This window comes from Paenibacillus alkaliterrae (assembly GCF_021532375.1).
In the GTDB taxonomy this organism is placed as follows: domain Bacteria; phylum Bacillota; class Bacilli; order Paenibacillales; family Paenibacillaceae; genus Pristimantibacillus; species Pristimantibacillus alkaliterrae.
The window spans coordinates 13,044-39,506 of sequence record NZ_JAKGAP010000027.1; the positions used below are offsets into that span (position 1 = coordinate 13,044).

Here is a 26,463-nt window from a genome sequence, read left to right on the forward strand (position 1 = left end):
GATGCGTGTTCCGCCGGCTGTCGCGAATAGCTGGGAGGAGCTGCTGCATAGGGACGGGGCGGAGGACAAGCTGCTCTTTTTCGACAAGGAGGAGCCCGTTTTGGATGAAACCGTCGTCGGTCACCGGGCGATCGGCGTTGTGTACCACCCTCAGCGGGAAAGAGGCAATTACGTTCCTACCGTCATTTCGTTATAACGTCTTTATTTACATCGATCAGACGAAAGCATTGTCTCCGCTCGCGGTGGAGCCCGTCAAGGTTTGATGAAAACGAGAATAGCAACTAAAATGACAACGGTGTTTTCGGTTGGCGGATTCATGCTCTACGAAGCCTAAATAGCGAAGGCTAAATAAAGCTTGCTCATATTCATTTTTGAAAAAATCTTCGCCAGCACTCTTAAGTACCTGATTGCTGAGCGCCGCCAACCGCTCTGGGCCGATTTGTTGAATAAGCGCATATAAGGACAGCATGTCCTTCAAACCTCCGAACATTAAATTCCGGCCATGCTCCGAGCCGCTGTGGTATTCTCCAAGTGCTTTCTCGATATCGGCTTCTGACCAGCTTGCCTCGTGAGGCACGTTGATGACTTGCGTAAACGTCTTTTCGCAGCCTTTCTCCAGCGCTTTGAGCTCTACTGTAAGACGGTCGGTCGATTCGCTGAATTAAGGCATTTGGAAGGTGAAGGCCAGGAGGTTCGGACGTTCGATTTCCAAATATTCTCCTCAACAATGGTCTATCTCCCTCCTGCGAAAGGTTCGTTTACCGCTAACTTATTGGTGCCTTCATTGATCATCAGCCATCTTCTCATCATGACAGGGTTTATCCACGCATCAAATACTCTTTCAGTCGGCACTTCAAATTGGCGAACCATTACCAAAGTGGTTTGGGATACATTAGCCATTAGAAAACATAACGGCCTGTCGCCTGCCGGATTATCAACGTGTAACGGACATGAGAGACACTAATTCAAAGAAAACCACTGTTATCGAAATCTAACGGACGTGAGGAACGTTATTTCCAATAAATCAAAGGGAATATGGCAAAAATCGGTCCCATAAGACTTCTCATGTCCGTTAGATTTTTCGAATACCTCATTTTGGGATGATAACGCCTCAGACGTCCGTTAACCGTTAGCCTACGGAGCAAAACGCGGGCTAGCTGCTCGTTCCGTAAGAACACTGTTTACGGAACATTCTACTAGTGCTTCTCCTTTTCGTCTTTTTTCAGCTCACGTTCAAGCGCGTCAAATTGATTATTCCAAAATTGTTCGTAAAAATACAGCCATTTGCTTGCCGCGGCTAGCACTTGCCGATCAAGGGAGCAGATATGCGTCCGCCCGGCAACCGAACGGTGCAGCAGATCGAGAGAGCTTTAATCGTGAACAATATTGGAGGCATCTTAATGAGTAAACGCTATCGCATTACAAGAGCATTTCAGGAAACGGGCAATTCGGCGCAAACCATTTCGTACACTGGAGGAGCATATCGATGCGATGAACGAACGGCTGAGCGAGAAGAATCGTTCCCATCCCTTCAAGCTGCCTTCCAAGGAGAAGTCATTTGTTTCTTACAACTTCTTGGATGCCTTGTTCAAAGTGATGGATCAAATCGACTATCGAGCCCTCCCCGCGCAGAGCAGTCAAGGCATCATGAAGATTGCGTTTCAAAACTGGCTTTCTTTCTTCGCCAGTATGAAGGACTACCGAAAGCATCCCGGGAAATACAAGGGAAAGCCCAATGTACCGGGATATGCCCACAGTAAAGTGAAAGAAGTCGTGTTCTCCAACCAGGATTGCGTGATTAAAGAACAGAAGTATCTTAAACTTCCGAAGACCAAGCTGCAGCTTAATATCGGTAAGCTAGGCTGTACAGGCGGACAACTGAAGCAGGTGCGTGTGGTGCCGAGCCATGGCCGGTATGTCGTCGAAATGGTCTTCTCATATCCAATAGAAAAGAAGGAAGCAGCGAAAGAAAACGCGCTTGCGATTGATCTTGGCATTGAAAATCTTGCAACCATCGTTACGACTACCGGTTCGAAACCGATGCTCGTGAAGGGCAAGATGATCAAAGCGATGAATCAATATTACAACAAGATGAAAGCTCATGATATCGGCATTCTTCGTCAGGGCAAGAAACCGTGTGAAGGAACCCATACGTCCAGCCGATTGGAACGCTTGCATCTGAAGCGCCATCACCGGATCAAAGACTTGTTCCACAAAGTAAGCCGTCATATCGTTAAAATGGCCGTGGAGCAACAGATCGGCACAATCGTTATCGGGTAAAACGATGGATGGAAGCAAGCGTCCGCGATCGGACGGCGAAACAATCAGCCTTTCTGTCACATCCCGCATCAGATGCTCATATCGATGATCCAGTATAAAGCGGCTGAACAGGGAATAGCCGTTAGGTTGACCGAAGAAGCGTACACCTCGAAAGCCAGCTTCCTCGATCAAGACCCATTGCCGCATTATGATGAAGAGAGGATATGGATCTTCTCTGGCAAGCGAATGTATCGAGGGCTGTATAAGAGTGCGAAAGGCCTGATTCATGCCGATGTGAACGGCGCAGCGAACATTATGCGTAAAGTATTCCCAAACGTATCCGCACTAGGAACGGATGGGATAGAGGGGCCCAATGGTAACCAGACCATCAATGTGTCAACTCCACTGATGTTAAGCATCCTGAAGTAAGTAAGGATGATACATCAGAAACCCCCACTTCAGCCGAAGCAACAGCATCGGTAAGTGGCGGGAGTATTCATAAGACTATGAAATGTCGAAATATACGTAGTGACGACTGGCATTAGGTTCTATAATAATCATATGGGTTCGGGGAAGCAAAGCGGCCCCTCCTATTTGCATAAGGCGAGGAGGCATCATGTTTTGAACGACGGAGCTTGGCATGGTGCAGCCGGGAGAGTTTATTCCGCTTGTGCAGGGAATCTTACACGCCAGCGGGTTATGTCCGGCTTTTCTGTGTCTGGAAATAACGGAAGGCATGGTCGTCAACCATTTGAACGTTTGATTTGTATAAGCAGGTCGTGGCGGAGGGCGCAGAAACGGAAAAGCAGCGCGAGCATTTAGTAAGGCTGGGCTGCGACAAGGCACAAGGCTATTACTTTAACTATATCGGTCAGAAGTCCCCTTCCTCCTTAGGTGGGGGATGAATGACGCATTCCCCCTGTAAGAGACGGGTAGGAAAAAGAGAAAAATGAACTACCGTTTTTTTGTGGAAATTTTCGTAAATATACCTCCAAATACGAACATATGTGTGGTATGATAGATATATCAAACGTATGTTCGATAGGGGGTGATGACCGTGATTCGAGGTCAAATTGTGCCTTTTCAAAATTTCGATGTGGAAACGAAGATCAAGTATCTACGGATTGCGTAAGCAAAAAGTAGTAGATGGGCTGTTCCGCCCCATGTGTGCGAAGACACATGTTGCTTACTTAGGCAGCTTCGATGACACCCCTGCCTCCGAGTATGGAGTAGAGTTGGCAAACCCAATTCTACAAAGTTGCATGGAAGATGCTGGTGGTAAGAAGACCCGACTTCAACTTGTGATAACAAGTAAGTCGGGGAGGTTCACCAAGCCGCTCCCTTTGGATGAATTCAAACAACTCCTGACCGACGGACGTCTCCCGTTAAAAGTAAAGGCTGATCGCCGTAGATGGCGGCGCTGACGATCATGCCATCCTCTACCTGAAGGCGGATATCGAACGTGCCTGCACATGCAAACGCCGCTTCAACTACACGTTGAAGGCAGGAGAACGGCCGTAGTTCCATTCCCAGCTTGGTAACGCTCTTCTGCAAGCTTTTGCACATTTACCCAGTCCTGCTCGCTAAGCTCTTAGAAAGGGATTTGCTCTTGATCTCCGAAAATCGATTGCAGCAGGCTTTGTCTGAACTGCTGACCGTATTCTGATTCTTGCCAATGATGATCGACGGCTCGTTGATGTAGAAGAGCAGGTAGTCCTCGTTATCAGGAAGCGAGCGCAATATATATTCCTCTAATGCCAGGTTTATCGACGGATCGGTAATGCCCTTATTGCTAATGAAACGCATCGTTCTTCTTCTCCTCCTGCAGGCAAGCTCGTATGGGAATTATACTCGTCCGATAAGCCGCTTTTCAAACCTGCCAAGCAAAAAAACATCCGTACGGACGGTGATGTCCGTACGAATGCTCCTGTCATTTGTTTAAGAAACGGATACGGCAAGACTTGCTGCAGGTTCCTGCTCCGCCGGAACTGGCGCATCCATCCCTTCCATCAAACTCGTCCCATGGAATACGCCGCCTGCCTCTATAATGAGTCTGCCTGCGGATATATTGCCAATAAGCGTGCCGGAAGCGCGAATGGTCAGCGTTCCCATTACCACGACGTTTCCGGTCAGCTTCCCGGCAAGCACGAGATCGCGGGCTGCCACGTTGGAGCTGGCGATGCCGTTCTCTCCGATTGTAATGCTTCCTGAGGATTCCATATCCCCCATGATATGGCCGTCCACGCGAATGCCGGCCTCGGATTTGATTTTCCCTTCAAACGTAGAGCCTTCGCCAACCAGCGTATCGGTTGAGTCGGGGTTAATTTTAGCGCCTTTACTTTTAAACATTTTAAGGCTCCTCTCGATCTGCTTTGATATAGGGCTTCGGGTTAACGTTCTTGCCGTTCACGGATACCTCGTAATGAAGATGGGGTCCCGTGCTTCGGCCCGTGCTGCCAAGCTCGCCAATGAGTTGGCCTTTGGCGACCTTATCGCCGCTTTCTACGAGTCGCTTATTCAGATGAAGATAACGGGTTTGAATGCCTTGGCCATGATCGATCAAGACATTTATGCCCAATATGCGATCTCTTTGGGATAAGGTAACCGTACCGTCCGCGGCCGCATAAACCGGGTCGCCGGTCTTTCCGCCGATATCGAGGCCGTTATGATAGGTAGCCCGCCTCGTGAACGGGTCCTTTCGAATGCCGAACAGGGAGGTTACCTTGCGGGAGTCGGTCGGCCAGATGGTCGGCGTCGTTTTTAAGAGCTGCTGGTAATTCATGACCGCTTTTTTCGTATCCTCGAGCTGAGGAATTAAAGAATCAAGCTGCAGATCGAGGCTTGAGTACTGCTTGCTTGTTTGAGCAATAAGCTTCTCTGTCGATCCTTCAGGGAGCTGAAGCTCCTCGCCGCCTTGTTCTGTAGCCAGGCTAGATAGTGTAACAGGAGATTTCATATCGATTCCGGCCAGCTGCTTGAGCTGTGCCTCCAGCTCGTTAATTTCGACCAACTTGTTCTCCATCGTATGGGCCTGCTCCGATAGTTGAACCAGGTTGGTTTGAAGGCTGGATATGTGAACTTCCTTCACGGTTAGCTGCTGCTCGTATCGGGTTTCTATCGCAGTTAACTGAGCTTTGAGCTCGTTCGTGAGCAAAGCGCGATTGGAGAATAACAAGAAAAATACGAGCGCGAATAAAAGGAGAAGCGAAATAACGGACGGTACCAGCAGGATAAAGAGCCCGGATACGCGATATTGTTGAACGGAATGCTTCGCATCCGGAATGATGACGAATGTGAATCGTTTAGAGAGCCAACCCATGACGTTCCTCCTATATTTACCAAGCTTGCCGACAGAAATTATTCGACATACACCTACAAAAGTCCTTCTTTTTACATTATTTTTTGGAAGGTTTACGCAGTTTTGCTGAATTTGTGTTGGATTATGTCGAATTTTTTGTTTGCAGGAGGGCATATCTTCTTCTTCCTTCTAGGCAAAGGCCGGAAAAGCCAGTATAATCGGTTGAGTTAAAAGCTTAATTTAGAGGTGACATAGATGGAAGCGAAATTTTGCATGGCCTGCGGCGATGAGCTGGAAACAAGAGACGTTGACGGAACAATGAGACGGGCATGCATCAGTTGCAGCTTCGTTCATTGGGGAAGCTATAGTATCGGTGTCGGGGCGCTGGTCATCAAGGACGGTAAAATATTACTCGTGCGCAGAGCGCAAGAGCCGGGAAGAGGCTATTGGACGAATCCGGGCGGTTACATTGAGCAATTGGAGCCGATTGAAGCGACGATAGAGCGGGAGGTGCTGGAGGAATGCGGAGTAGAAGCGGCCGTTAAGAGCGTCGTAGCGCTGCGGGACCAGCCAAGAAGCATTCATAACATTTATATCGCGTTCGAAATGGAATATGTAAGCGGCGAGCCGATACCCGATAACGTAGAAGTGGACGCGGCCGGCTTCTTCAGCTTGCAGGAGCTGGAGACGATGAACGTCGCCGGCTTTACGCGCTGGCTCGCAGATGTTGCTTTTCATGGCCGCACGCAAGGTTTGACCGTCGATCCGGCTCCTGTCGTTCCGCTGAATGGATACGGATTGTACCGAGTATAAAGTACACGTACGTTTTTCTTGCTTGCCGCATAAAATACATGGAGCATAGCTCTCTTAATGAAGGCCTTCTTGCGGAAGGTCTTTTTTTTTGATAAAAATCCATGTTACCCACATGTAAATGAATTTGAATTTCGGCATGTATGCTTCTGTTAAATAGACGGGACAGGCCCCCTTCCTACTCGATTTTCCTGACCAGCTTGAAATATTGGGTAGGGGAGAGGCCGGCATGTTTCTTGAACAACTTACTGAAATGATAAGGATCGTTGATGCCGATTAAATAGCCGACCTCGCCGATGCTGAGCGGGGTTGTCTCGATGAGTTCCTTTGCTTGATTGATGCGTACAGCGTTTATGTAGCGGCTTATCGATTGGCCGGTTACTTGCTTGAAGGCACGGTTTAAGTAGTCATAGTTGCTCTCGAATGCGAGCTCGATGTCACGGCCCGTTATTTTACTTTGGTAGTTTTGATGAATATAATCAAGCAGGGCGTTAACCTTCACAATCGACTTGGAATGAAGGCGGTCGTTCCTCTGCAGCTCATCCATGAAGTCTTCGCGCGACAGCTCGATGAGCAGCTGCGTGAATCTTAATGCCGTTAAGCTTCGATTGTAATGTCTGCGTTTATATAGCTGCAGCATTTCATTCATCGCGTGCAGCGTTTGCTGAAATCTGGTTTTCTCAGAAATCGTATGATATTTCGGAAAGTAGCACCCATACGGATTAATATCCGCAATAGCCGGTTTATGCTCGATGAACGGAGATTGCTCATGCTCTACGATAAAATAGTTGGCTAGCGCCTGCATATCGGCGATTTGAACCGACTTTATATCCGGATGCTCGAAATGAATGTAGTAATAGTCGCATACATGCTTTGCGGTGCCTTCATGGTCCCTATTGGGCTCAAGAATAAACATGTCGCCCTTCCTCAGAACGTAATGCTTGTCTTCCTCCTTGAGATGAAGCTCGCCGCTTCGGATGAAATAGAGCACGTATTCGTTTATATTGCGTCTGAAGTGAATCCACGGGCTCTTGTAGGCAATAAACCCTAAGATTTTTATGCGAGGAACCATATCCACGTTAATGGCTAGCAAGGTTAGTCTCCCCCTCCCTGATCTCTCTAAAAAGTCGCTTTTGTACAAAAAGAGTCTCCATCTGACATTCCCGTTCATTCTAACACAAACTATACTGGGTTTGTAATGAAAGTGACCTTAAGGATGGGATGATGCATATGAAGAAGCTGAAAATCGGAGTAATCGGGCTTGGCGGCATCGCGAATTTTCATATGGAAGGGATATTGGCAAGCGAGGATGCAGAAGTATGGTCGATTTGCGACTGCAATGAAGAAGCGCTTTTGACCAAAGGCGGGGAGCTGAACGTTCCGCCGGCAAGGCGATACGTTAATCATTTGGATATGTTAAAGGATTCGGAGCTGGACGCCGTGACGATCGGCACGCCGAATAGCAATCATTTTGTGATCGCCCTTGACGCGATTAAGTATCGTAAGCCGTTTGCGCTCGAGAAGCCAATCGCGCTTGATGCGAAGGAAGCGGCTGTTCTTAGAGAGGCGCTGGAGGCCGGGCCGCTGCCGCATATGGTGTGCTTTACCTATCGGTACAAGTCCGCGGTTCGTTTTGCGAAGCAGCTTATCGAGCAAGGCGCTCTAGGCAAAATCAATCACGTTTACAGCCAGTATTTGCAAAGCTGGGCTATCCGTGAAGATATCCCGCTCGTATGGCGATTCCGCAAGGAGCTGTCCGGATCGGGCGCGCTCGGCGATTTGGGCTCTCATATCTTGGATCTTAAGCGCTTTCTCGTTGGAGAAACGGTACGGGTAATCGCCGATGCGGGCACGGTCGTGAAGGAGCGCGATCTTCTAAGCGGCGAGGGCAAAGGAGAGGTGGATGTCGATGATTTCTGTCATGTGCTTGCCCATTTCGCGGATGGCGCATCCTCGTCGATGAGCATATCCCGTTTCGCCTATGGGCGCGGAAATTATCAGCAGGTCGAGATTTACGGCACGCGGGGCGCGCTCGTCTATAACCTTGAGGAAGAGGATACGATTCATGTGAAGCTTGGGGAGGAGCAGCAGTTCCGAAAGCTGGAAATCCCAGTTTCATTCAAAGCGAATCAAATGCAGTCGTTCTTCGATTTGCTGAACGGCAAGGGCGATGGACTCGACGCAACGATCGAGGACGGTTATATCAATCAATTGACGCTCGACGCTATCGTTCAGTCGTTTACGGAGGAACGGTGGATTACCATTGAACAGGAGGCTTCCAGAAATGACTAACCTAAAGGTGACGGTATGGAACGAATATCGGCATGAGAAGCAAAATGAGCATGTCGCAAGCATCTATCCTGAAGGTATCCATAATGCGATCCGCGGATATTTGAAGACATTCGATGGCTTTGAAGTGAGGACGGCTGTACTCGATGAACCGGAGCATGGGCTAAGCGACGAAGTGTTGAACGGCACGGATGTGCTCATCTGGTGGGGTCATCTGGCTCATTCGGAGGTACGGGACGACATTGTAGAAAAAGTGCGCGCTCGTGTGCTGGAGGGAATGGGACTCATCGTGCTGCACTCCGGTAATGGCTCGAAAATATTCGAATCGTTGCTGGGGACGAAGACGGGGTCGCTGAAGTGGCGCGATGACGGCGAGAAGGAGCGGATTTGGGTCATAGAGCACGGACATCCGATAACGGACGGCCTAGGTGATTATATTGAAATTCCGAAGGAAGAAATGTACGGAGAGCGCTTTGATATACCGGCCCCGGATGAGCTGATATTCATCTCGTGGTTCGAGGGCGGAGAGGTGTTCCGAAGCGGCTGCTGCTACCGGAGAGGGAAAGGGAAGCTGTTCTATTTCCGTCCGGGACATGAGACATTCCCCATTTATCATCATCCCGACGTGCTGAAGGTGATCGCTAACGGGGTTCGCTGGGCGGCACCCGTTCAGGGAGCGAGTCTATCCTCAGGCCGTGTAGCGCCACTCGAGCTTAGAAATTAGCTCTACTGGCAGCGGATTCGGCGGTTTTGAGGCATTTCGACCTCGGAGTGAGGGATAGCGCTAATAAATAGCTCTATTTTACTTGTTTTGGTTACTTGGAGAGAAATAGAGCTAAAAATTAGCTCTACTGGAGCGGATTCGGCGGTTCTGAGGCATTTCGACGCTCGGAGTGAGGGATAGCGCTAATAAATAGCTCTATTTTACTTGTTTTGGTTACTTGGAGAGAAATAGAGCTAGTAATTAGCTCTACTGGCATCGGATTCGGCGGTTTTGAGGCATTACGGTGGTCGGAGGAAGGGTATAACGCTAATAAATAGCTCTATTTTACTTGTTTTGGTTACTTGGAGAGAAATAGAGCTAAAAATTAGCTCTACTGGCAGCGGAATCGTCGGTTATGAGTGCATTTCGGTGGTCGGAGTGCGGGTATAGCGCGAAATAGCGATCTAATTTCTGGTTTCAAGGTGTCTTATTTTTCTGTTCGAACAGAAAAATAAGACACCTTTTTCTTTTTTCAAATTTTCCACATCTCAAACGGAGTAAAATACGACACCTTTATCACGATGAAAACGGTTTCTCGGAAAGTCCGTTCTACGCATAATAAAGGAGCAGCACAAATAAGAGGAGGGTCAACGATATGAAATGGTACAAAACGATATCTTATGGGGTTTTGGCAGCAGTCATGGCATTCACCATTACCGCTTGCGGCGGCGGCAATAACGTGCCGGCAGGTAACGGCGGAAACACGCCGGCAAATGAAAGCGGTAACGCTCCGGCAGGCGGCGGAAAGAAGGTCACGATCGAATACTGGCATACCTACAGCGATCAGGAAGAGAAGGTGCTGGCAGAAGAGATCAAGCCGCTCTTCGAGGAGCAAAACCCGGGAATCGAGCTGAAGCTTACAAGAATGCCTTATGAAGGGCTTAAGGAGCAGATTATCGCAGGCGTAGCGGGCGATGCGGCACCCGATCTGATGCGGATGGACATTATCTGGGTTCCGGAATTTGCAAAGATGGGCGCGCTTCAAGATATCAGCAAAAATGAAGGTTTTGATGACATTAAAGCCAGCGTGTTCGAGGCTCCGATGGAGACGAACGCCTATAACGGCGGCTACTATGGCGTTCCGGTCAACACGAATACGAAAATCGCGATTTACAACAAATCCGTACTGGATGAAATCGGCGTAACGAAAGCGCCGGAAACGATGGATGAGTTCGTAGAAGCGGCGAAGCTTGCGGTAGCAAAAGGCAAGCCGGGCGGAATCGGCATCGGCGGAGCGAACGTATGGGCAGCTTCTCCTTACTTCTGGAGCCTTGGCGGATCGCTGACGAACGAGGATTATACCAAAGTAGAAGGCTACTTAAACAGCCCGGAGAGCGTGAAAGCGCTTGAAACGATCGTGCAATGGAACAAAGACGGGCTGGTAACGCCTACAATTCTCGGCGGCGAGCCAGGCGCTTGGGACGGCATGAAAAACAACGATTACATGATGATCGATGACGGTCCTTGGTTCTACAGCATTCTGATGAACGAAGCTGAATCCGCGTTCAAACCGCTGGAGCAAACGGTTCGCGGCCTGATTCCTGCAGGCGCAGGCGGCAGCCGTTCCGTCGTAGGCGGCGAGGATCTCGTTATCTTTACAAACTCGAAGCATCCGCAAGAAGCTTGGACATTCGCGAAATGGATGCTTGGCGACGAGCCGCAGAAGATTATGAGCAAGCTTGGCCTTATCCCTACGAACAAAACGGCAGCAAACGATCCGGCGTTTCTTGAGCAGCCATTCGTTACCGAATACGTGAAGCAGCTGGAAACGGCATTGCCGCGTACGCCGATTCCGCAATACGGCGAAATGGAAGGGATTGTTAATCTTGCCTTTGAAAAAGCGATTCGCGGAGAGCTTGCACCGAAAGAAGCGCTCGACGAGGCAGCGAAAAACATCGAAGCCATCTTGACCAAGTAATTTCAATACCGGAGCCTTCGTCTATCGCATAGGGTAGGCGAAGGCTCACTTAGCTAAAGGATAGGGAAGGAGCATCACTATGTCTATACCAGTGGCGGGCCAGCCGAAATCCGCGCAGCGGATTCCGGCTGGCGTAAAGTTGAAAAAGGGCATGCAGCAATGGATAATGGTTCTGCCTTATATCTTCCTCGGTGTCTTGGGTACGGCCGTATTCGTCATCTACCCGATGATCAAAAATATTATTATAAGCTTCCAGGAATACAGCATTATGCCTAACGCGGAAAGTCCATTCATTGGCTTTGCAAACTACGTATCCGCCTTTACGGATCCGAACAATAAAGTGTTGATGGCCATACGAAATACATTTTTGAACGTCGCGGTAACGGTGCCGATCAACTGGTTTCTTGCCATCGTGTTTGCGGTATTAATCAATATTCACTTCGTCAAGCACAAAATTGTATTCCGTACGATTTATTATCTGCCGATCATTACGTCATGGATCGTGGTAGCCTTCTTGTTCCGCTTCCTGTTCGCAGGCGGTGAGTATGGCTTGATCAACTTTATTTTTTATAAGCAGCTTGGCCTATTTCAAGAACCGGTTAATTTTCTTTCTAACTATTGGTCGGCGATGATCGTCATTTGGTTGTTTCATATTTGGAAAACGGTTGGTTGGGGCGTAGTCATCTATTTGGCGGCCTTGCAGGGCATTTCGAAGGAATATTATGAAGCGGCGCAAATCGACGGCGCAAACGGACCTAAACGGTTTTGGAGCATTACGGTTCCTATGCTTGGCCCCGTAACCGCATTCGTTATCATAAACCTGGTTAACGGCGCGTTTAACTTTTTCCCGCAGGTTTACTTTATTACGCGGGGCGGCCCGATGGATCAGACGCAAACCTTGCCGAGCCTTATGTACTTGCAAGCCTTTAAGAACTTTAACTTTGGTTATGCATCTGCGGTAGCCGTCATGATGGGGATTGCCGTGTTCTTGCTCACGTATTCCCAGATGAAAAAATTCGGCAACCAGCGGTTTTTGTAGGAGGGGGAAGCGATGAAAACAAAATGGCATATACAGCTCCTGGTTTACGGCATTATCGTGCTTGGAGCGCTGGCTTTCCTATTCCCCTTCGCCTATATGATTATGACCAGCTTTATCAAAGGGGCGTATTCGCTGCCGCGGCCTAAGGAAGTATTCTCAGTCATTCCAAACCTGTATAACTACCAGCTTGTATGGAGCAAAAATAATTTTGCGAGGTATTTCCTGAACAGCTCGCTCGTCACGATCGTGTCCATGACGGGAAGCCTGTTCCTCGGTTGTTTAACGGCATACGGGTTTGCGAGATTTACCTTTCCGGGCAAAGAGCTGCTGTTCCGGATGTTTCTTCTGACGATGATGATTCCCGGCGTGATTAACATTATCCCGCAATTTCTAATTATCAAATCATTCGGTTTGGTTAACACGTACTGGGGTCTATGGTTGATTTATATCGGCGGCGGCGTTGTCGGCAGCACGTTCTTCCTCCGCGGCTTTTTTCAAAGCATTCCAAAGGAGTACGAGGAGTCCGTGCTGATCGATGGCGGAGGCAGCTGGCGAATTTTCTGGAACATTTACCTTCCGCAATCGATGCCGGCAATCGCAACGCTTGCGGTTCTGTCCTTCCAGGGCACATGGGAGGAATATTTCACGGCACTCGTTATCATCAAGGATGAAGCGCTGCGGACGCTGCCAGTCGCGCTGCTCATGTTCAACGACAAGTATGCGACTAACTATTCATGGGTATTCGCGGCATCTATCATCGCGCTCATACCAACCGTGCTGCTGTATATCATTTTCCAGAAGCGATTCGTGCAGAGCGGTTTTAACGAAGGCGGAGTGAAGGGTTAAACAGACGAATAGGGAAGGACAGATGAATGTGATCAGCAAAAAAAAGAAGTCGACTGCAGTAGCAGCGTTGAGCTGCTTGCTCATTCTGGCAGTGGGCTGCAGCAATCAGAAGGAGATCGAAGCGGAGACAGTGGTCAGCCAAAGGATGATGAGCGGACTGACCACGGACAAAGCGGCGTACCGCCCCGGCGAGAAGGTCAGCTTCAAGCTTGATTTGAGCAAAGCCGAGCCGGAGGCGAAGGTGATCGTTCAGTATCGCCATCTCGGCGAGAAGATCGGCGGGCAGGAGATTAAGGCTGAAGGCGAACAAGTCACCTGGGATTGGGCGCCTCCGAAGGAAAACGGCAAGGGCTATATGGCAGAAGTATTTATTACAGCAAAGGGCGAAGTGAAGGATCATCTGAACGTCGCGATCGATGTTTCTGCAGATTGGAAAAAGTTTCCCCGCTACGGCTATTTGGCCGACTTCCATAGCATGAGCGAGGAAGAAATGTCACAGATTATCGATCGCTTGAATCGTTTTCATATTAATGGCATTCAGTTTTACGACTGGCAATACAAGCATCACGAGCCTTTGAAAATGGACGGAGACCAGCCGGCGAAGGAATGGCCGGACATCGCGAACCGGCCGGTTTCCTTTGATACGATCAAAGGCTACATCGACCTGGCGCACAGCAAGAACATGATGGCGATGAATTATAACCTGCTGTTTGGCGCCTATGAGGGTGCGGAAGCCGACGGTGTGATGATGGAGTGGGGACTGTACAAGGATCCGACGCAAACGAATCAGGATAAGCATCCGTTGCCGGACAACTGGGCGAGCGACATTATGCTGTATGACCCGAGCAATACTGAATGGCAGACCTATCTGATCGACAAGGAAATCGAAGTCTTTAAGCATCTGAAATTTGACGGCTGGCATGTCGATCAATTGGGCGACCGCGGAGCATTGTGGAACGCTGACGGTGAGAGCGTGAAGCTGACGCAAGGGTATGTGTCTTTCCTTAAAGCGGCAAAGGAAAAGCTGGATGTTGATTATGTCATGAATGCGGTTGGGCAGTATGGGCAAGCGTTCATGGCTCCTCAGGCTCCGCTCGAATTTTTGTACACGGAAGTATGGGACGGGCATCCGAAATATGGCAGCTTGAAGGACATTATCGACCAGAACAGCGCGTACAGTAAAAATAAGCTTAACACGGTACTTGCGGCGTACATGAACTATGATCTGGCGAATTCGCCAGGTGAATTCAATACGCCGGGCGTCCTGCTGACCGATGCAGTCATCTTCGCATCCGGCGGCTCGCATCTCGAGCTCGGGGAAAACATGCTCGCGAAGGAATATTTTCCGAACAAAAACCTGACGATTCCGGCCGAGCTGGAGGAGCAGCTTATTCGTTATTATGATTTCCTGGTGGCGTACCAGAACCTGTTGAGAGACGGGCTGGAGGAATCGGAGACGGCCGCATCGGGTACCGGGGCCGTTGAAATCTCTGCTGAGCCGGAGCAAGGCAAGATCTGGTCCTTCGCGAAGCGGAAGGGTGAAAGCGAAATCGTTCATTTCATTAATTTCTCCGATGCGACTACGATGGAATGGAAAGACAACAGAGGTGAACAAGCGACGCCTGCGGAGCGCAAGAATGTAGATATTTTCATTCCGACGGAGCGGGAGGTAGCGGACATCATGTTCGCGTCCCCGGATTATTATAATGGCTCGCCTGTTAAGCTGAGCTTCGAGCAGAATAACGGCAGCCTAGCCTTTAAGCTTCCGGGCTTGAAGTATTGGGATCTAATCACGATTAGCTACAAATAATACCGTATGAGCCGAACTGACAAACCAAAGCGATACGAGAAACTTTTCGTTCGCTTTGGTTTTTAGGTACACTAGGAGTATCTCCTTACGTAAGGTGGACAGCATATGGCGCGCTTCGGGAAAATATCCAACCGGTTTGCTTCGAAAATGATTTTAGCCTTCTTATTGATCATTCTGATTCCGACCACTTTATCGGGGTTCTCTTTCTATTTGGAATCTTCCGCGCTTGTGAAACGAAATGTCAGAGCATCTGCCGTTCAGGTTACGAAACAAACCGCGGATGCCCTGTCTTCTATTTTCAACGCGGGAAGCGATACATCCGATTTAATATACAGTGATTTGAAAGTGCAAAAAGCGGCGATGGAGTATAGCTCAAGTCCGCTAAGCACGCAGGCAGAGATGTCGCAATCTTTAAATACACTGCTTAATAACGTCGTTTATTCAAGCTCGTTCGTGCGAATCGTTTATATCGTAAAGGGCGGCGGAATCGGCTGGGGCAGCGGCACGTTCTCCACGCCTAAACTGCGAAAGGTCGATCTTAATCAACAAGAATGGGTAACGGAGTCCAAAAGGCTGGATGGAGGGCTGGTCTGGCAAGCCTTACGGAAGGATCCTTTTAGCGGCGGCGGGGAAAATACAGATCTCGTGCTTCCCATTAGCCGTACGCTGAAAGACTTTGAGTCGCTTCAGCAAATAGGCTTGCTCGTCGTCAATCTAAACGGAAAGGCCATTATTAATACGATTAATCAGGTCAAGCTTGGCGATACAGGCCGTTATAGAGTCGTGAATCCCGAGGGTAAAATTATGATCGATGCCGACCTTTCTCGAATAGGCCGAAACGTTGAGGATCCTCACCTGCATGAGCTTATCGTGCACAATGATGCGGTTGAATTCGAATACTCCGATAAAGGCGTACATTATTATGGCGTGAAGCAAATGCTGAGCAACGGCTGGCTGCTGGTCGGTACGGTGCCAACGGTTGAAATAACGGGGGCGTTAGACAAGCTGCACAGCCGCATTTTAATAACCTCGGCTTGCTTTGCTTTATTGGCGGTGCTCATTGGCCTTCTGATTGCGAAGCGGGTTACAAAACCGATTAAGCAATTGACGCTGGAGATGAAGCGCGTGCAGCAGGGGGATTTATCCGTTCGGACAGCATTAACCTCTTCGGACGAAATTGGACTCATGAGCAAGCATTTCAATAAAATGCTGGATGAAATCGAGCAGCTCATGGGACGGGTGGAGCAGGAGCAGAACGAGAAGCTGGAAGCGGAGGTGCGCGCGGTCACGTATCGGATTCATCCGCATTTTCTCTATAATACGCTCAGCACGCTAAGATGGCTTATTCGAGCGGGCGAGATGGAACGGGCGGATCAGGGACTAGCGGCTCTGACCAGGCTGCTTCAAGCGAACATGGGCAAGAACGGACAAATGATTGCGCTTGAGGAAGAGCTGGAAATCATTCAGAAATATATCGTTATATTAGAAATGCGGTACGAGCAGAAGTATGCATTGTTTATGGATGTGCAGCCTGGAACGGAGCAGGTGAAAATTCCAAGGATGCTGCTTCAGCCGCTTGTGGAAAATGCGGTCTTCCACGGCTTTGTGCCGCTTAACCGCGGAGGCGATATAGCGATAAAGGTCTCGGAGCGCCAGGGCGAGCTGCGTATTCTAGTCCAAGATAACGGATCAGGCATAGCAGTTGAGAAGCTGAAGCAATTGAATGCCAAGGAAGACACGGCTAAAGCAGGAATAGGGCTGCAGCATGTCCATGATTCCTTGAGGCTTTATTACGGTGCGGGCTCGGGCATGTCGGTTGCCAGTGAAAGAGGGAGCGGCACGCAAATTCAAATCGTTATACGTCTTCACAGCTGACGCTTACGAAATCAGATCTGGCTGCCTGCAACTTTGAGGAGGAAATAACGTGAACGATAACGTGTTGATTGTGGACGATGAGCCGATTATTCGAAACGGACTTAAAAACTTTATCGATTGGGAGAAGCTAGGGCTCACCTTAGCGGGAGATTGTGCAAATGGCCTGGAAGCATTAGAGCTGCTTCGCTCCCGTCCCATTGATATTTTAATAACGGATATTAAGATGCCGGTCATGGACGGCCTGGAGCTGACGCGCAATGCGCTGCAGGTTAATCCGCAAATGAAGGTTGTTCTTATTAGCAGCTACAACGAGTTCGAATATGTCCGCGAGGGGATGAAGCAAGGCGCAGTCGATTACTTGCTCAAACCGTCGCTGGAAGCGGAGGAGCTCCTTGCCGTACTGGGGCGATGCAAAGAAATGCTGGTGAAGAACCGCACGCAAGCGCTGCAGAAAAAACAGTTCGACCATCAACTGACCTTGCTGGAACGAAGACGCTCCGAGCAGGAGATCATACGATTACTTGCATCCAGCCGGTCGGAATTTCGTTTTATTGATATTTTTGGCCGGCAAAATGAAAGATATGTGTGTGCTTTTGTCGTGTCGGATGGACTCAATGAGTGGCGGGAGCGATATGGGAATTTGCATATCAGCATCATGTATGAGGATATGCAGTCGTTATTTTACGAGCAATTTCAGTATGGCAGCGCGCCGGTCTTAACGGGAGAAGGTCTCTTCATCATCTATCCCTATGAGAAGGAGGCAGAAACTAAGCTTGAACGCTTCAAGGCTCGTGCAGCCGCTGAATTATCCACCTCCATTTCGATAGGCTACTGCATGGAGAAGGAAAGCGAGCGGGTTGAAAAAGGACTGAATAGAAGCCGTGCAGCCGGAGAAAGGCGGTTTTTCGAAGGCACTGGACAGCTGTTTGCCTGGGAGCAGCGGTCGAATGAGCATGAAGGTGAGCCGGAATACGAGGAAATGATGAATAGGCATGACATGGTCGAGAAGTTGCGTGCCGAGAATAACACGAAAATCGTAATCGACGGCTTCGTTTCGAGGTGGACGAAGGGCCGCCTGACACCGGAGCTGGTAAGGAGAGAGGCCTGCGAGGTACTCTCCGTCTATGCGTATTTAAACGGCGATTCAAAAACGCTGTCGGATTTCCGGGATCACATTTGGCGATGCGATACGGTTGTCCAGCTTGAGGCGGCCATCCGCCAATTAATAGAGGAGATGGAGCATCCGAATCAGCTGAGGCTGAACGATAAAGGCCATAGCGGGCAGTTAATCACGAAAGCTATTGAGTACATTAAACTTCATTACCGCGATGATTTAACGCTGCAAGAAGTAGCGGATACCATCCATGTGAGCAAAAGCTATTTTTCAAATTTGTTCAAAAAACAGTCGGGTCAAAATTTCATCGATTATTTGATTGATTTGAGGCTGCATGAAGCAAAACGGATGCTCGTTCAACATGAATATAAGATTTATGAGGTTGCGGAAAAATCGGGCTTCAACGATGTGAAATATTTCAGTAAGCTGTTCAAAAAGATGACGCAAATGACGCCGGTCGAATACCGGGAGAAGCATCAACAATAGTTGATGGGGGGAGATTCAGATGCATGCCGGCAAGCGATGGATGATCGTACTGATCGTCCTCATGATAACAGGCTGCGGCCAACAGTCGATTATATCGGAGGAAGGCACCGTGGAAAGATTAAGGCATGGCCAAAATGTCGATATTACGTTTTGGCATACCTATAGCGATGAGGAAACCCGTATTTTGGAGGATCTCATTATTCCTTCCTTCGAGAAGGATAATCCTCTCATTCACGTCGTTCCAATCAGGCAGGCGAATAATGCGGAATTGAAGTATACGTTAATTTCCAAGGCTTCCGCGAATCGGGCGCCTGACGTCGTTCGGATGGATATCGCTTGGGTCCCCGAGTTTTCGCAAAGCGGACTGCTGCTTCCGCTTAGCGATTATAGCGATTTTGGGGATGTGACGAAGCTTTTGCAGAGCAATACGGGCTCGGCAGGCTATTATGAAGGACACCACTATTCATTGCCCGTAAACATGAATACGAAGGCAGCCATATTTAGCAAGGCGCTGCTTGAAAAAGCCGGATTAGATGTGCCTCCTTCTACCTTCGAGGAGGTAATCGAGCTCGCGAGAGAGCATCGCTTCAAAATCGGAATGGGCGGAATGGAGTCCTGGTCGAGCCTGCCGTATGTGTATGCGTTGGGAGGCCGTATGACGAATGATACCTATTCGGCAGCAACCGGCTATCTGAATGGAGCAGCCACGATCAAGGCGGTTGAGGAGCTGGTATCCCTTTACAATGACAAGTTGATCGACCGAACCGTTATTAAAGGCGGCGCCGACAATTGGGAGGGTGTGAAGACGGGAAACATCCTGATGACGGATGAAGGCCCTTGGTTTTACAGCGTATTCCAAGGGGGAGAATTAGAGCGGGCCGTCCGGTCTACGATAGCGGTACCTTTTCCAGCTGCTTACGGGCCATCCTCGGTATTGGGCGGAGAGGATCTCGTAATCCTGAGAGGCTCTGAAAATCCGATTCAAGCATGGGAATTCATGAAGTGGATGATCCGCAAGGATACGCAGGTTGCGATGTCGCAAACCGGTCTCATACCGACTAATTTGGAGGCAAAGGAAATGAAAGCGAACCGGGAATCATTCATCCATCCCTATGCGGTTGCGCTCGATCAAACCTTTCTTCGTCCGCCGGTCAAGGCATGGAGCAGAATAGACGAGATCTACGCCGTATACATGGCCAAAATATTTCAAGGCGAGCTGTCGGTCGAGGATGGCTTAACGCAAGCAGCGGGCAAAATCGATCAGCTATTGATTCAATAAAAAGCGATGCATACTTTTCCGAAATGCGTGCCCTTCACCAAGTAACGAAGCGCTTCGACGGAACGTTCAAACGGGAAAACCCGGTCGATGACCGGTCGAAGGTTATGTTGGGCAACCGCTCGGTTCATGGTCTCGAACATTTCACGGCTGCCGACGTTAATGCCTTGAAGACGAGCCTGCTTGACCAGCGCGGAAACGATATTGAAGCCATCCACGCGGGTACCGGATAAAATGCCGATCAAGCTGATCTGTCCGCCCACCCGCAGCGCCCCGAGCGACTGGTTCAGCGTAGCGGCTCCGCCCAGATCGACAACGAGATCGGCGCCACGGCCACCGGTGAGCTCAAGCACGGCCTTATCCCAACCGGGCACGCTTCTGTAGTTGATGCCGAAATCGGCGCCAAGGGCTTTGGCGCGATCCAATTTCTCGTCGCTGCTCGATGTCACGATGACGGAAGCGCCGTGAAGCTTTGCGAATTGGAGCGCGAATAGAGAGACGCCGCCGGTTCCCTGGACGACGACCGTGTCGCCGGATTTGACCCCGCCCTTCTCGGCGATGGCATGCCATGCCGTCACGCCCGCGCATGCAAACGAGGCCGCTTCTTCGTCGCTCAAATGCTCCGGCATGCGGACCAGTCCATTCTCGTGCAGCACGACGTATTCCGCCAGCATACCATCCAAAGGGTTGCCCAGCGTGCTTCCCAAGTCAGCCTGCATCAGTTCGCCGGATTTCCAGCTCTGCGTGAAAATACCGCTGACTCTTTCGCCCAGCTTAAACCTTCCCGCTTGCTCGCCCAGAGCAACCACCTCGCCAACGCCGTCTGATACCGGAATGAGAGGCAGCTTTAAGTTGGGGTCATAAAACCCGTCGATGACGCCCAGATCGCGGTAGTTGAGCGAGACCGCCCGCATCTTGATAAGCACCTCTCCGGCGCCGGGCACAGGAACCTGGCGTTCAGCCGCCTTCACATGCTCGAGTCCGAAGCCGTCTTGAATTTCGTATACTTTCATCGATCATCTCTCCTCATATAGTTGGTATAGACATACAATAATACATCAACTAAAATTCGGTAAGAAGGCACTTTATTGTTCGCTGCGAACCTGCAGGTGCGTAAGGAGGAGAAGTCGTGGGAGATGCGATACCAATCAAACAAGCTGACATTTCGATATCGGCATGCAGCTATCGCAGGGTACTTGAAATTATTTCCAGCAAATGGTCGGCATTAGTTATCTATGCGTTAGAGGATGGAATGCTTCGCTACGGGGAAGTAAGAAAGCGGATTGAAGGCATATCGCAAAAAATGCTGACCCAGACGCTCCGGCAGATGGAACGGGACGGCTTAGTGAGGCGCGAGGTTACGCCGACCGTGCCGCCCGTTGTCGATTATTCATTGACTCCGCTTGGCGAAACGTTGATCGGTACGATGAAACATCTGAAGCTGTGGACAGCTGAATATTTTCCGCTGGTCGAGAGGGCAAGAGAGGAATACGACCGGTCTAACGGCCGGGATGAGGGATAGCTCCGCAAAACTTAAAAGGGGCTGTCCCATTACGCCCCATCCGAGGAGCTACATAACTAGCGATATTTCTGAGTTAGAGTAGTTCGAGTGCCACATTCGCTATCAGGCAATGTGGCTTTTCATTTTAAATAAGAAAAGTTCACTAATATTTATTAATTATCTTTTATGGTCATTATAATATGAAATTTAATGAAAACTGTTGACAAATTGAACCTCGAGGCCTTACGATATTCTCATATTTAAGTCACTAATATTTATTAAATTTCAAAATGATCAAAGAATATGGCATAAGGGAAGGAGGGGTGGTCACAGTTAGCTATTTTGTAAGCGTTATACATTGAATTGGCTGGTCACGGCCTTCAAGTAGGAAAAGAGAGAACCTAACTGACAAGGAGCGTTATACATGAAATTCGCAACTAGACTTAATTCTTTTTCCAATTGCTCTATCGTCGAGACCATTGATCAAATCGCTGCGGTATCGGGCCTCACTCATGTGGACCTGAATTACCCGGAGCATTTTCAAACAAACTCGGTTGAAGACATCAAAGATGCACTAGAAAGGAACAACATCAAGCTGAACGCTATTGCCCCGAGGTTCCGGAGTGAGTTCATTAACGGCGAGCTTGGAAACTCTGATCCGGAAGTGGCACGCAAAGCTATTGAAATGTGCAAGAAATCAATTGACGTTTGCAGAGAACTGGGCGGAGAACACATCATTATTTGGTTGGGTTATGAAGGATTCGATTACTCCTTTCAGATCAATTATGCGCAAGTATGGAACCAAGTCGCTCGTGCATTCGAAGAAATTTGCCGTTACGGTTCCAATTTGAAAATCAGTATCGAGTATAAACCATTTCAGCCGCGTGCCTATTCGTTCATATCAAGTTATGCAGATACTCTGCTGATGGTTGGAGATGTAGGAGCTGCCAATCTGGGTGTCACTCTGGATTTCTGCCACATGCTGATGAAGGCCGAAAATCCATCCTATGGACTAAGCTTGGTAGCAGAGCGGAACAAACTGCATGGCGTTCATTTGAATGACGGAAATAAGCTCAATGATGACGGCCTGATGGTAGGCTCGGTCAACTTCATTCAAACGCTCGAGTTCATCTTTTATCTGAAGAAGTATAATTATCAAGGAGTTGTCTACTTCGATACGTTCCCGGTCCGTGAACAGCCATTGGAAGAGCTCAAGGCGAACATTGCCATGTTCGACAAACTGGATCAGTTGATTGACGAAATCGGAATCATTCGAATTCAATCCATCATTGATCGTAACGATGCCGTTGCAGCGCAGGCAATTATGTTCGCCTGTCTGAAATAAGTACCAATTAAAGTATTTTTTAGGCGCTGTCCCAGCCCGCATCGCAGTCGGGCTGGGAGTAAAGACGATGATAAGTTCAAGGAAACCCTGGTCCCATCTACCTCGGTGAATGGCTTGAGACTATACTATTATTGGGGGAAACAAAAATGAGAAGAATAGGTAATTTGAAAGCGCTTGTATTGATCTTATTGATCGTAATATTTGCAACAGCTTGTGCCTCGAAAAACGAAGCAGGCAATGACACGGTTGCACCCGCCGCTCCGGCAGAAACCGCAACTTTCAATCCGGATGAGGCGGATGGCGTCGATTTTAAGCAAATGAGAGAACAAAATGGCGTAGTTCCGAAACCGTCAGGATCCATTAAACTAGGCAGTGTGTCCAAAGCATTCGAGAATGAATATTGGAGAACGTTGAAAGAAGGAATGGAGCTGGGTGCCAAGACGATGAAGGAATCCGGCATTGACGTTAGCGTTGACGTCAGGTCGGCTCAAGGCGAAGGGGACGAGCAAGGCCAGCTTTCAGTCGTCAAAGATATGATCAATAAGAAATATTCCGCTTTGCTGCTCTCCCCAATTTCCGACGGCAATTTGACGCCAGGTGTGGAAGATGCGAAGAAAGCCGGTATTCCGGTCATTAACGTCAATGACGGACTGATCGCCACTGCTCCGAATTTCGTAGGCCCTAAAGCAATTGAAAACGGAGAATTGGCGGCGGAGTGGATTGCAGATAAAATAAATAATCAAGGTGAAGTCGCGATTGTGATCGGCATGCCGAAAGCGTTTGCAGCTCGTCAACGCACGGCTGGCTTTGAGAACTGGATGAAAGAGAATGCACCGGACGTAAAAATTGTAGAGAAGCAAAACGCGGACTGGGATCGGTCCAAAGCGAGGGATCTCGCCGAAACCTGGATCAAGAAACATCCTGACCTGAAAGCGATTTTTGCAAATAATGACACGATGGCACTCGGTATTGTGGAAGCCGTTAAGGCATCCGGCAAGCAAATCCTTGTGGTTGGCGTTGACGGCATCGGCGAAGCTTATGAGTCCATCAAGAAAGGCGAAATGTCAGCCACGATTGATTCTTTTCCGAAATACAAAGGACAAATTTCCGTGGAAGTAGCGCTTCGCATCCTCGGAGGACAGCAGCTGCCGCGCGTCATTTGGACGCCTCAGGCTTTAATCGATAGCACTAATGTGAATACGCCGGCTGAGGAAATCATCGGCTGGGAGAACGCGAAGTTTGAATAATCAATTAAACTGATCCAAAAGAAATAGCCGGACAGATTTCCTTGAATCTTCCGGCTGTTTTTCACAAAGAGGGTGGAGAATGATGTCAAATCCAATCATTAGCTTCAAGACGATATCGAAGTCATTTCCCGGTGTTAAGGCGCTCGACAACATTAATTACGATGTGATGGAGGGTGAAATACATGCGTTGATTGGGGAGAATGGAGCTGGCAAATCCACTTTGCTCAACATTCTGCATGGCATCTATAACGAGTACGAAGGTGAAGTCTGGATTGCAGGAAAGAAGGCTGCCTTCAAGAATGCGCATGATGCGATTAAGGCCGGTATCTCCAAGGTTCATCAAGAGGTGAGCTTGATTGCGGATTTGACTGTTGGTCAAAACGTTGCACTCGGGCATGAGCCGAAGAAAGGCCCCTTTATCGACTTTAATACCCTGCATGCCAAAGTGGACGTGATACTTGAGCGTCTGCGCTGCAAGTTCAGGAGTATTGATCTGGTTAGTACACTGAGTACAGGCGAGATGCAGATGCTTTCGATCGCCAAGGCTCTTTTTCACGAATCTCGCATCATCTCTTTTGATGAGCCTACTGCAGCATTGACGGAAAACGAGTCACGTGCGTTGTTTGAAATTATTCGAGAATTGAAGGCAAATGGAATCACTGTGATTTTTATTTCGCATCGACTTGATGAGTTGTTTCAGATTTCGGATCGCATCACGGTGTTGCGGGATGGTAAATATGTTGGCACCTATCATACGGCGGAAATGACACGTCAGAAGCTGATTCAAAGCATGGTGGGTCGGGACGTTGCGGCGTTCGCCGAACGTCAGAAGCTGGGATTGAAAACAAATGAGATCGTGCTGGAAGTAAAGAATCTTTCCAAAACTGGCGTTTTTGAGAATATAAGCTTTCAACTGAACAAGGGAGAAATTTTGGGGTTTTCGGGTCTAGTCGGTTCCAAGCGTACCGATGTTGTTCGTGCCGTCTTCGGCGCCGACCCGAAGACGGCCGGTAATATATATATGAAAGGCAAGAAGGTGAAGATTCAGACACCGAAACAGGGGTTAAAGCACGGCATCGGGCTGATTCCGGAGAACAGAAAAACGCAAGGATTTATTCATAATCTGACCAATGCCGAAAATATGGGACTTGCCTCTTTAGAAAAGTTTTCTCACCTAGGCTTCATCAACCACAAACAGAAAATCGACAACTGCAACCGTCTCACGAAAGAGCTTCAATTGAACCCCAAAGATCCCTATTATATGACCTATAATCTCAGTGGAGGCAACCAGCAAAAGGTTGTCCTCGGGAAATGGCTCACCACTGACGTGGATGTCCTGATTTTTGACGAGCCGACCAAAGGGGTTGACGTCGGTGCCAAAGCCGAAATTTACAGGCTGATGGAAGAGCTTTTGGCGGCAGGCAAATCAATCATCATGGTGTCATCTGAACTGCCGGAAGTCATCGGAATGAGCGATAGGGTAATGGTCATGCATGAGGGGAAAATGATTAAGGAGCTTCAGAGGCAGGAACTGGATGAAGAAACGATATTACATTACGCCATGGGTGGATCGGAGTACAAGTCATGAATTTATTAAACCGTTTGACCAAAGGAATGGGCAGGGAAATAGGCTTGCTCGTCGCCCTATTCCTGATGATTGCGATTTTCGCGCTTATTGATCCTATCTATTTAAGTCCTGGTAACCTGCTGGACATCGTGGATCAAAGCACCATCAACGGACTTCTCGCCATTGGTATCACCTTCGTCATTATTACGGGCGGAATCGATTTGTCTATTGGATCGATCATGGCGATCGTCATTGTCAGTGTAGGCTGGTTTCTAACCAAACAGGGGATGAATCCTATTCTGGCTATCATTTTAGGAATTTTGATCGGCGCGGTGATCGGGCTCTTTAACGGCCTGCTCGTAACTAAGTTCAAGCTCCAGCCGTTTATTGCAACACTGGCAACCATGAGCGCATTTCGGGGTGTGGCTTATATCATCACCAACGGCTGGCCTGTATTGAATATTCCTCAAAACTATCGGGATATGATGGATGGGGATCTGGTCGGGAATTTCCCGATATCAATCCCGATCTTGTTAGCCTTTGCAATCATTAGCCACATCATTCTCAAGAAGACGAGAACGGGCACCTTTGTGTTTTCCATTGGAGGCAATGAGGAAGCGACCCGCTTGTCCGGCATTAACGTTGATTTCACTAAAATGGTTACTTACGCTTTGTGCGGCGTTGGGGCAGCGCTGGCCGGAATGGTTATGCTGGCTCGGCTAGGCACTGGTGAGCCTGCAGCGGGGCAAGGCTATGAGCTTTACGCCATCGCGGCAGCCGCTATTGGCGGCACTAGTCTGGCAGGCGGGAAAGGAAGCATTCTCGGAACGCTGCTCGGCGCGCTGATATTATCAGCGCTAAAAACAGGTCTGGTTGTTATTGGCGTAGATTCGTTCTGGCAATATATCGCTATGGGCACTATTATTGCAGTAGCCGCTTATTTCGAAATTATTCAAAGTAAATTCAGCGGTTTTGGAAAAAGATTGTCCGGGAAAAGATAATCGGACCACTAGGTGGATA

At 48.9% G+C, this 26,463-nt stretch carries 23 protein-coding genes and 2 pseudogenes; 18 read left to right on the top strand and 7 right to left on the bottom strand.

Annotation, left to right across the window (positions count from 1 at the left end; genetic code table 11):
• The first annotated feature begins 1 nt into the window (after position 1).
• Entirely contained in the window at positions 2–196 is a 195-nt protein-coding gene (locus tag L1N85_RS13135) for an erythromycin esterase family protein (RefSeq protein ID WP_235238851.1), read from the top strand.
• 18 nt (positions 197–214) lie between these two features.
• On the opposite strand, the gene L1N85_RS27605 is transcribed toward L1N85_RS13135, so the two are convergent.
• Positions 215–577 carry a hypothetical protein gene (locus L1N85_RS27605; RefSeq protein WP_328285208.1) on the bottom strand — a complete coding sequence of 121 codons (363 nt, stop codon included), beginning with the start codon at positions 575–577 and terminating at the stop codon, positions 215–217.
• A gap of 890 nt (positions 578–1,467) precedes the next feature.
• Here L1N85_RS27605 and L1N85_RS13145 point away from each other — a divergent pair.
• Positions 1,468–2,688, top strand: a pseudogene (locus tag L1N85_RS13145) (RNA-guided endonuclease InsQ/TnpB family protein); the annotation flags it as partial.
• Positions 2,689–3,038: 350 nt separating this feature from the next.
• On the top strand, positions 3,039–3,164 hold the full coding sequence (locus L1N85_RS27175; protein WP_268818271.1) for a hypothetical protein: 126 nt from the start codon (positions 3,039–3,041) through the stop codon (positions 3,162–3,164).
• Positions 3,165–3,612: 448 nt separating this feature from the next.
• Here the strand turns inward: L1N85_RS27175 and L1N85_RS13150 are convergent, their stop codons facing one another.
• From L1N85_RS13150 to L1N85_RS13165, 4 genes and pseudogenes are all read right to left on the bottom strand, one after another.
• A complete protein-coding gene (locus tag L1N85_RS13150) occupies positions 3,613–3,825 on the bottom strand; it encodes a hypothetical protein (protein WP_235238854.1) in 213 nt (70 codons plus the stop codon).
• Positions 3,826–3,912: 87 nt separating this feature from the next.
• A pseudogene (locus L1N85_RS13155) lies at positions 3,913–4,065 on the bottom strand (lipoyl protein ligase domain-containing protein); the annotation flags it as partial.
• A gap of 132 nt (positions 4,066–4,197) precedes the next feature.
• Positions 4,198–4,608, bottom strand: a complete 411-nt coding sequence (locus L1N85_RS13160; protein ID WP_235238856.1) for a bactofilin family protein — start codon at positions 4,606–4,608, stop codon at positions 4,198–4,200.
• Position 4,609: 1 nt separating this feature from the next.
• Entirely contained in the window at positions 4,610–5,578 is a 969-nt protein-coding gene (locus L1N85_RS13165; RefSeq protein WP_235238858.1) for a M23 family metallopeptidase, read from the bottom strand.
• 234 nt (positions 5,579–5,812) lie between these two features.
• Between L1N85_RS13165 and L1N85_RS13170 the strand changes: the two genes are divergently transcribed.
• Positions 5,813–6,370, top strand: coding sequence for an NUDIX domain-containing protein (locus L1N85_RS13170; protein ID WP_235238860.1), 558 nt, complete (start codon positions 5,813–5,815; stop codon positions 6,368–6,370).
• Between the two features lie 175 nt (positions 6,371–6,545).
• Here L1N85_RS13170 and L1N85_RS13175 read toward each other — a convergent pair whose 3' ends face one another.
• On the bottom strand, positions 6,546–7,460 hold the full coding sequence (locus tag L1N85_RS13175; protein ID WP_235238867.1) for an AraC family transcriptional regulator: 915 nt from the start codon (positions 7,458–7,460) through the stop codon (positions 6,546–6,548).
• A 137-nt stretch (positions 7,461–7,597) separates the two neighbouring features.
• Between L1N85_RS13175 and L1N85_RS13180 the strand changes: the two genes are divergently transcribed.
• The 9 genes from L1N85_RS13180 to L1N85_RS13220 all read left to right on the top strand — a co-directional run bounded on the left by L1N85_RS13180 (position 7,598) and on the right by L1N85_RS13220 (position 19,786).
• Positions 7,598–8,659, top strand: a complete 1,062-nt coding sequence (locus tag L1N85_RS13180; RefSeq protein WP_235238875.1) for a Gfo/Idh/MocA family protein — start codon at positions 7,598–7,600, stop codon at positions 8,657–8,659.
• Positions 8,652–9,380, top strand: coding sequence for a ThuA domain-containing protein (locus L1N85_RS13185; protein ID WP_235238883.1), 729 nt, complete (start codon positions 8,652–8,654; stop codon positions 9,378–9,380). The genes L1N85_RS13180 and L1N85_RS13185 overlap by 8 nt, the downstream gene beginning before the upstream one ends.
• A gap of 634 nt (positions 9,381–10,014) precedes the next feature.
• Positions 10,015–11,337 carry an extracellular solute-binding protein gene (locus L1N85_RS13190; RefSeq protein WP_235238885.1) on the top strand — a complete coding sequence of 441 codons (1,323 nt, stop codon included), beginning with the start codon at positions 10,015–10,017 and terminating at the stop codon, positions 11,335–11,337.
• Between the two features lie 79 nt (positions 11,338–11,416).
• Positions 11,417–12,376 (top strand): carbohydrate ABC transporter permease, encoded by a 960-nt coding sequence (locus L1N85_RS13195; protein WP_235238886.1) that lies wholly within the window; start codon positions 11,417–11,419, stop codon positions 12,374–12,376.
• Positions 12,377–12,388: 12 nt separating this feature from the next.
• A complete protein-coding gene (locus L1N85_RS13200) occupies positions 12,389–13,222 on the top strand; it encodes a carbohydrate ABC transporter permease (protein WP_235238888.1) in 834 nt (277 codons plus the stop codon).
• Positions 13,223–13,244: 22 nt separating this feature from the next.
• Positions 13,245–15,032 carry a glycoside hydrolase family 66 protein gene (locus tag L1N85_RS13205; RefSeq protein WP_407946382.1) on the top strand — a complete coding sequence of 596 codons (1,788 nt, stop codon included), beginning with the start codon at positions 13,245–13,247 and terminating at the stop codon, positions 15,030–15,032.
• A 105-nt stretch (positions 15,033–15,137) separates the two neighbouring features.
• Complete coding sequence (locus L1N85_RS13210) at positions 15,138–16,907, top strand: cache domain-containing sensor histidine kinase (RefSeq protein WP_235238893.1); 1,770 nt, start codon at positions 15,138–15,140, stop codon at positions 16,905–16,907.
• A gap of 49 nt (positions 16,908–16,956) precedes the next feature.
• Entirely contained in the window at positions 16,957–18,507 is a 1,551-nt protein-coding gene (locus tag L1N85_RS13215) for a response regulator transcription factor (protein WP_235238902.1), read from the top strand.
• Between the two features lie 19 nt (positions 18,508–18,526).
• Positions 18,527–19,786: an extracellular solute-binding protein gene (locus tag L1N85_RS13220; RefSeq protein WP_235238904.1), complete on the top strand. Its 1,260-nt coding sequence runs from the start codon at positions 18,527–18,529 to the stop codon at positions 19,784–19,786.
• Here the strand turns inward: L1N85_RS13220 and L1N85_RS13225 are convergent.
• Positions 19,780–20,796 (bottom strand): zinc-dependent alcohol dehydrogenase family protein, encoded by a 1,017-nt coding sequence (locus tag L1N85_RS13225; protein WP_235238906.1) that lies wholly within the window; start codon positions 20,794–20,796, stop codon positions 19,780–19,782. The genes L1N85_RS13220 and L1N85_RS13225 overlap by 7 nt on opposite strands.
• A gap of 116 nt (positions 20,797–20,912) precedes the next feature.
• Here L1N85_RS13225 and L1N85_RS13230 point away from each other — a divergent pair, with 116 nt between their 5' ends.
• The 5 genes from L1N85_RS13230 to L1N85_RS13250 all read left to right on the top strand — a co-directional run bounded on the left by L1N85_RS13230 (position 20,913) and on the right by L1N85_RS13250 (position 26,444).
• The gene (locus L1N85_RS13230; RefSeq protein WP_235238908.1) at positions 20,913–21,305 is read left to right on the top strand and encodes a winged helix-turn-helix transcriptional regulator; all 393 of its coding nucleotides are present in this window, start codon (positions 20,913–20,915) and stop codon (positions 21,303–21,305) included.
• Positions 21,306–21,708: 403 nt separating this feature from the next.
• Positions 21,709–22,629, top strand: a complete 921-nt coding sequence (locus L1N85_RS13235; protein ID WP_235238910.1) for a sugar phosphate isomerase/epimerase family protein — start codon at positions 21,709–21,711, stop codon at positions 22,627–22,629.
• Positions 22,630–22,775: 146 nt separating this feature from the next.
• On the top strand, positions 22,776–23,876 hold the full coding sequence (locus L1N85_RS13240) for a sugar ABC transporter substrate-binding protein (RefSeq protein ID WP_235238912.1): 1,101 nt from the start codon (positions 22,776–22,778) through the stop codon (positions 23,874–23,876).
• A gap of 79 nt (positions 23,877–23,955) precedes the next feature.
• Positions 23,956–25,464, top strand: a complete 1,509-nt coding sequence (locus L1N85_RS13245; protein ID WP_235238914.1) for a sugar ABC transporter ATP-binding protein — start codon at positions 23,956–23,958, stop codon at positions 25,462–25,464.
• On the top strand, positions 25,461–26,444 hold the full coding sequence (locus L1N85_RS13250; protein ID WP_235238917.1) for an ABC transporter permease: 984 nt from the start codon (positions 25,461–25,463) through the stop codon (positions 26,442–26,444). The genes L1N85_RS13245 and L1N85_RS13250 overlap by 4 nt, the downstream gene beginning before the upstream one ends.
• Positions 26,445–26,463: the final 19 nt, after the last annotated feature.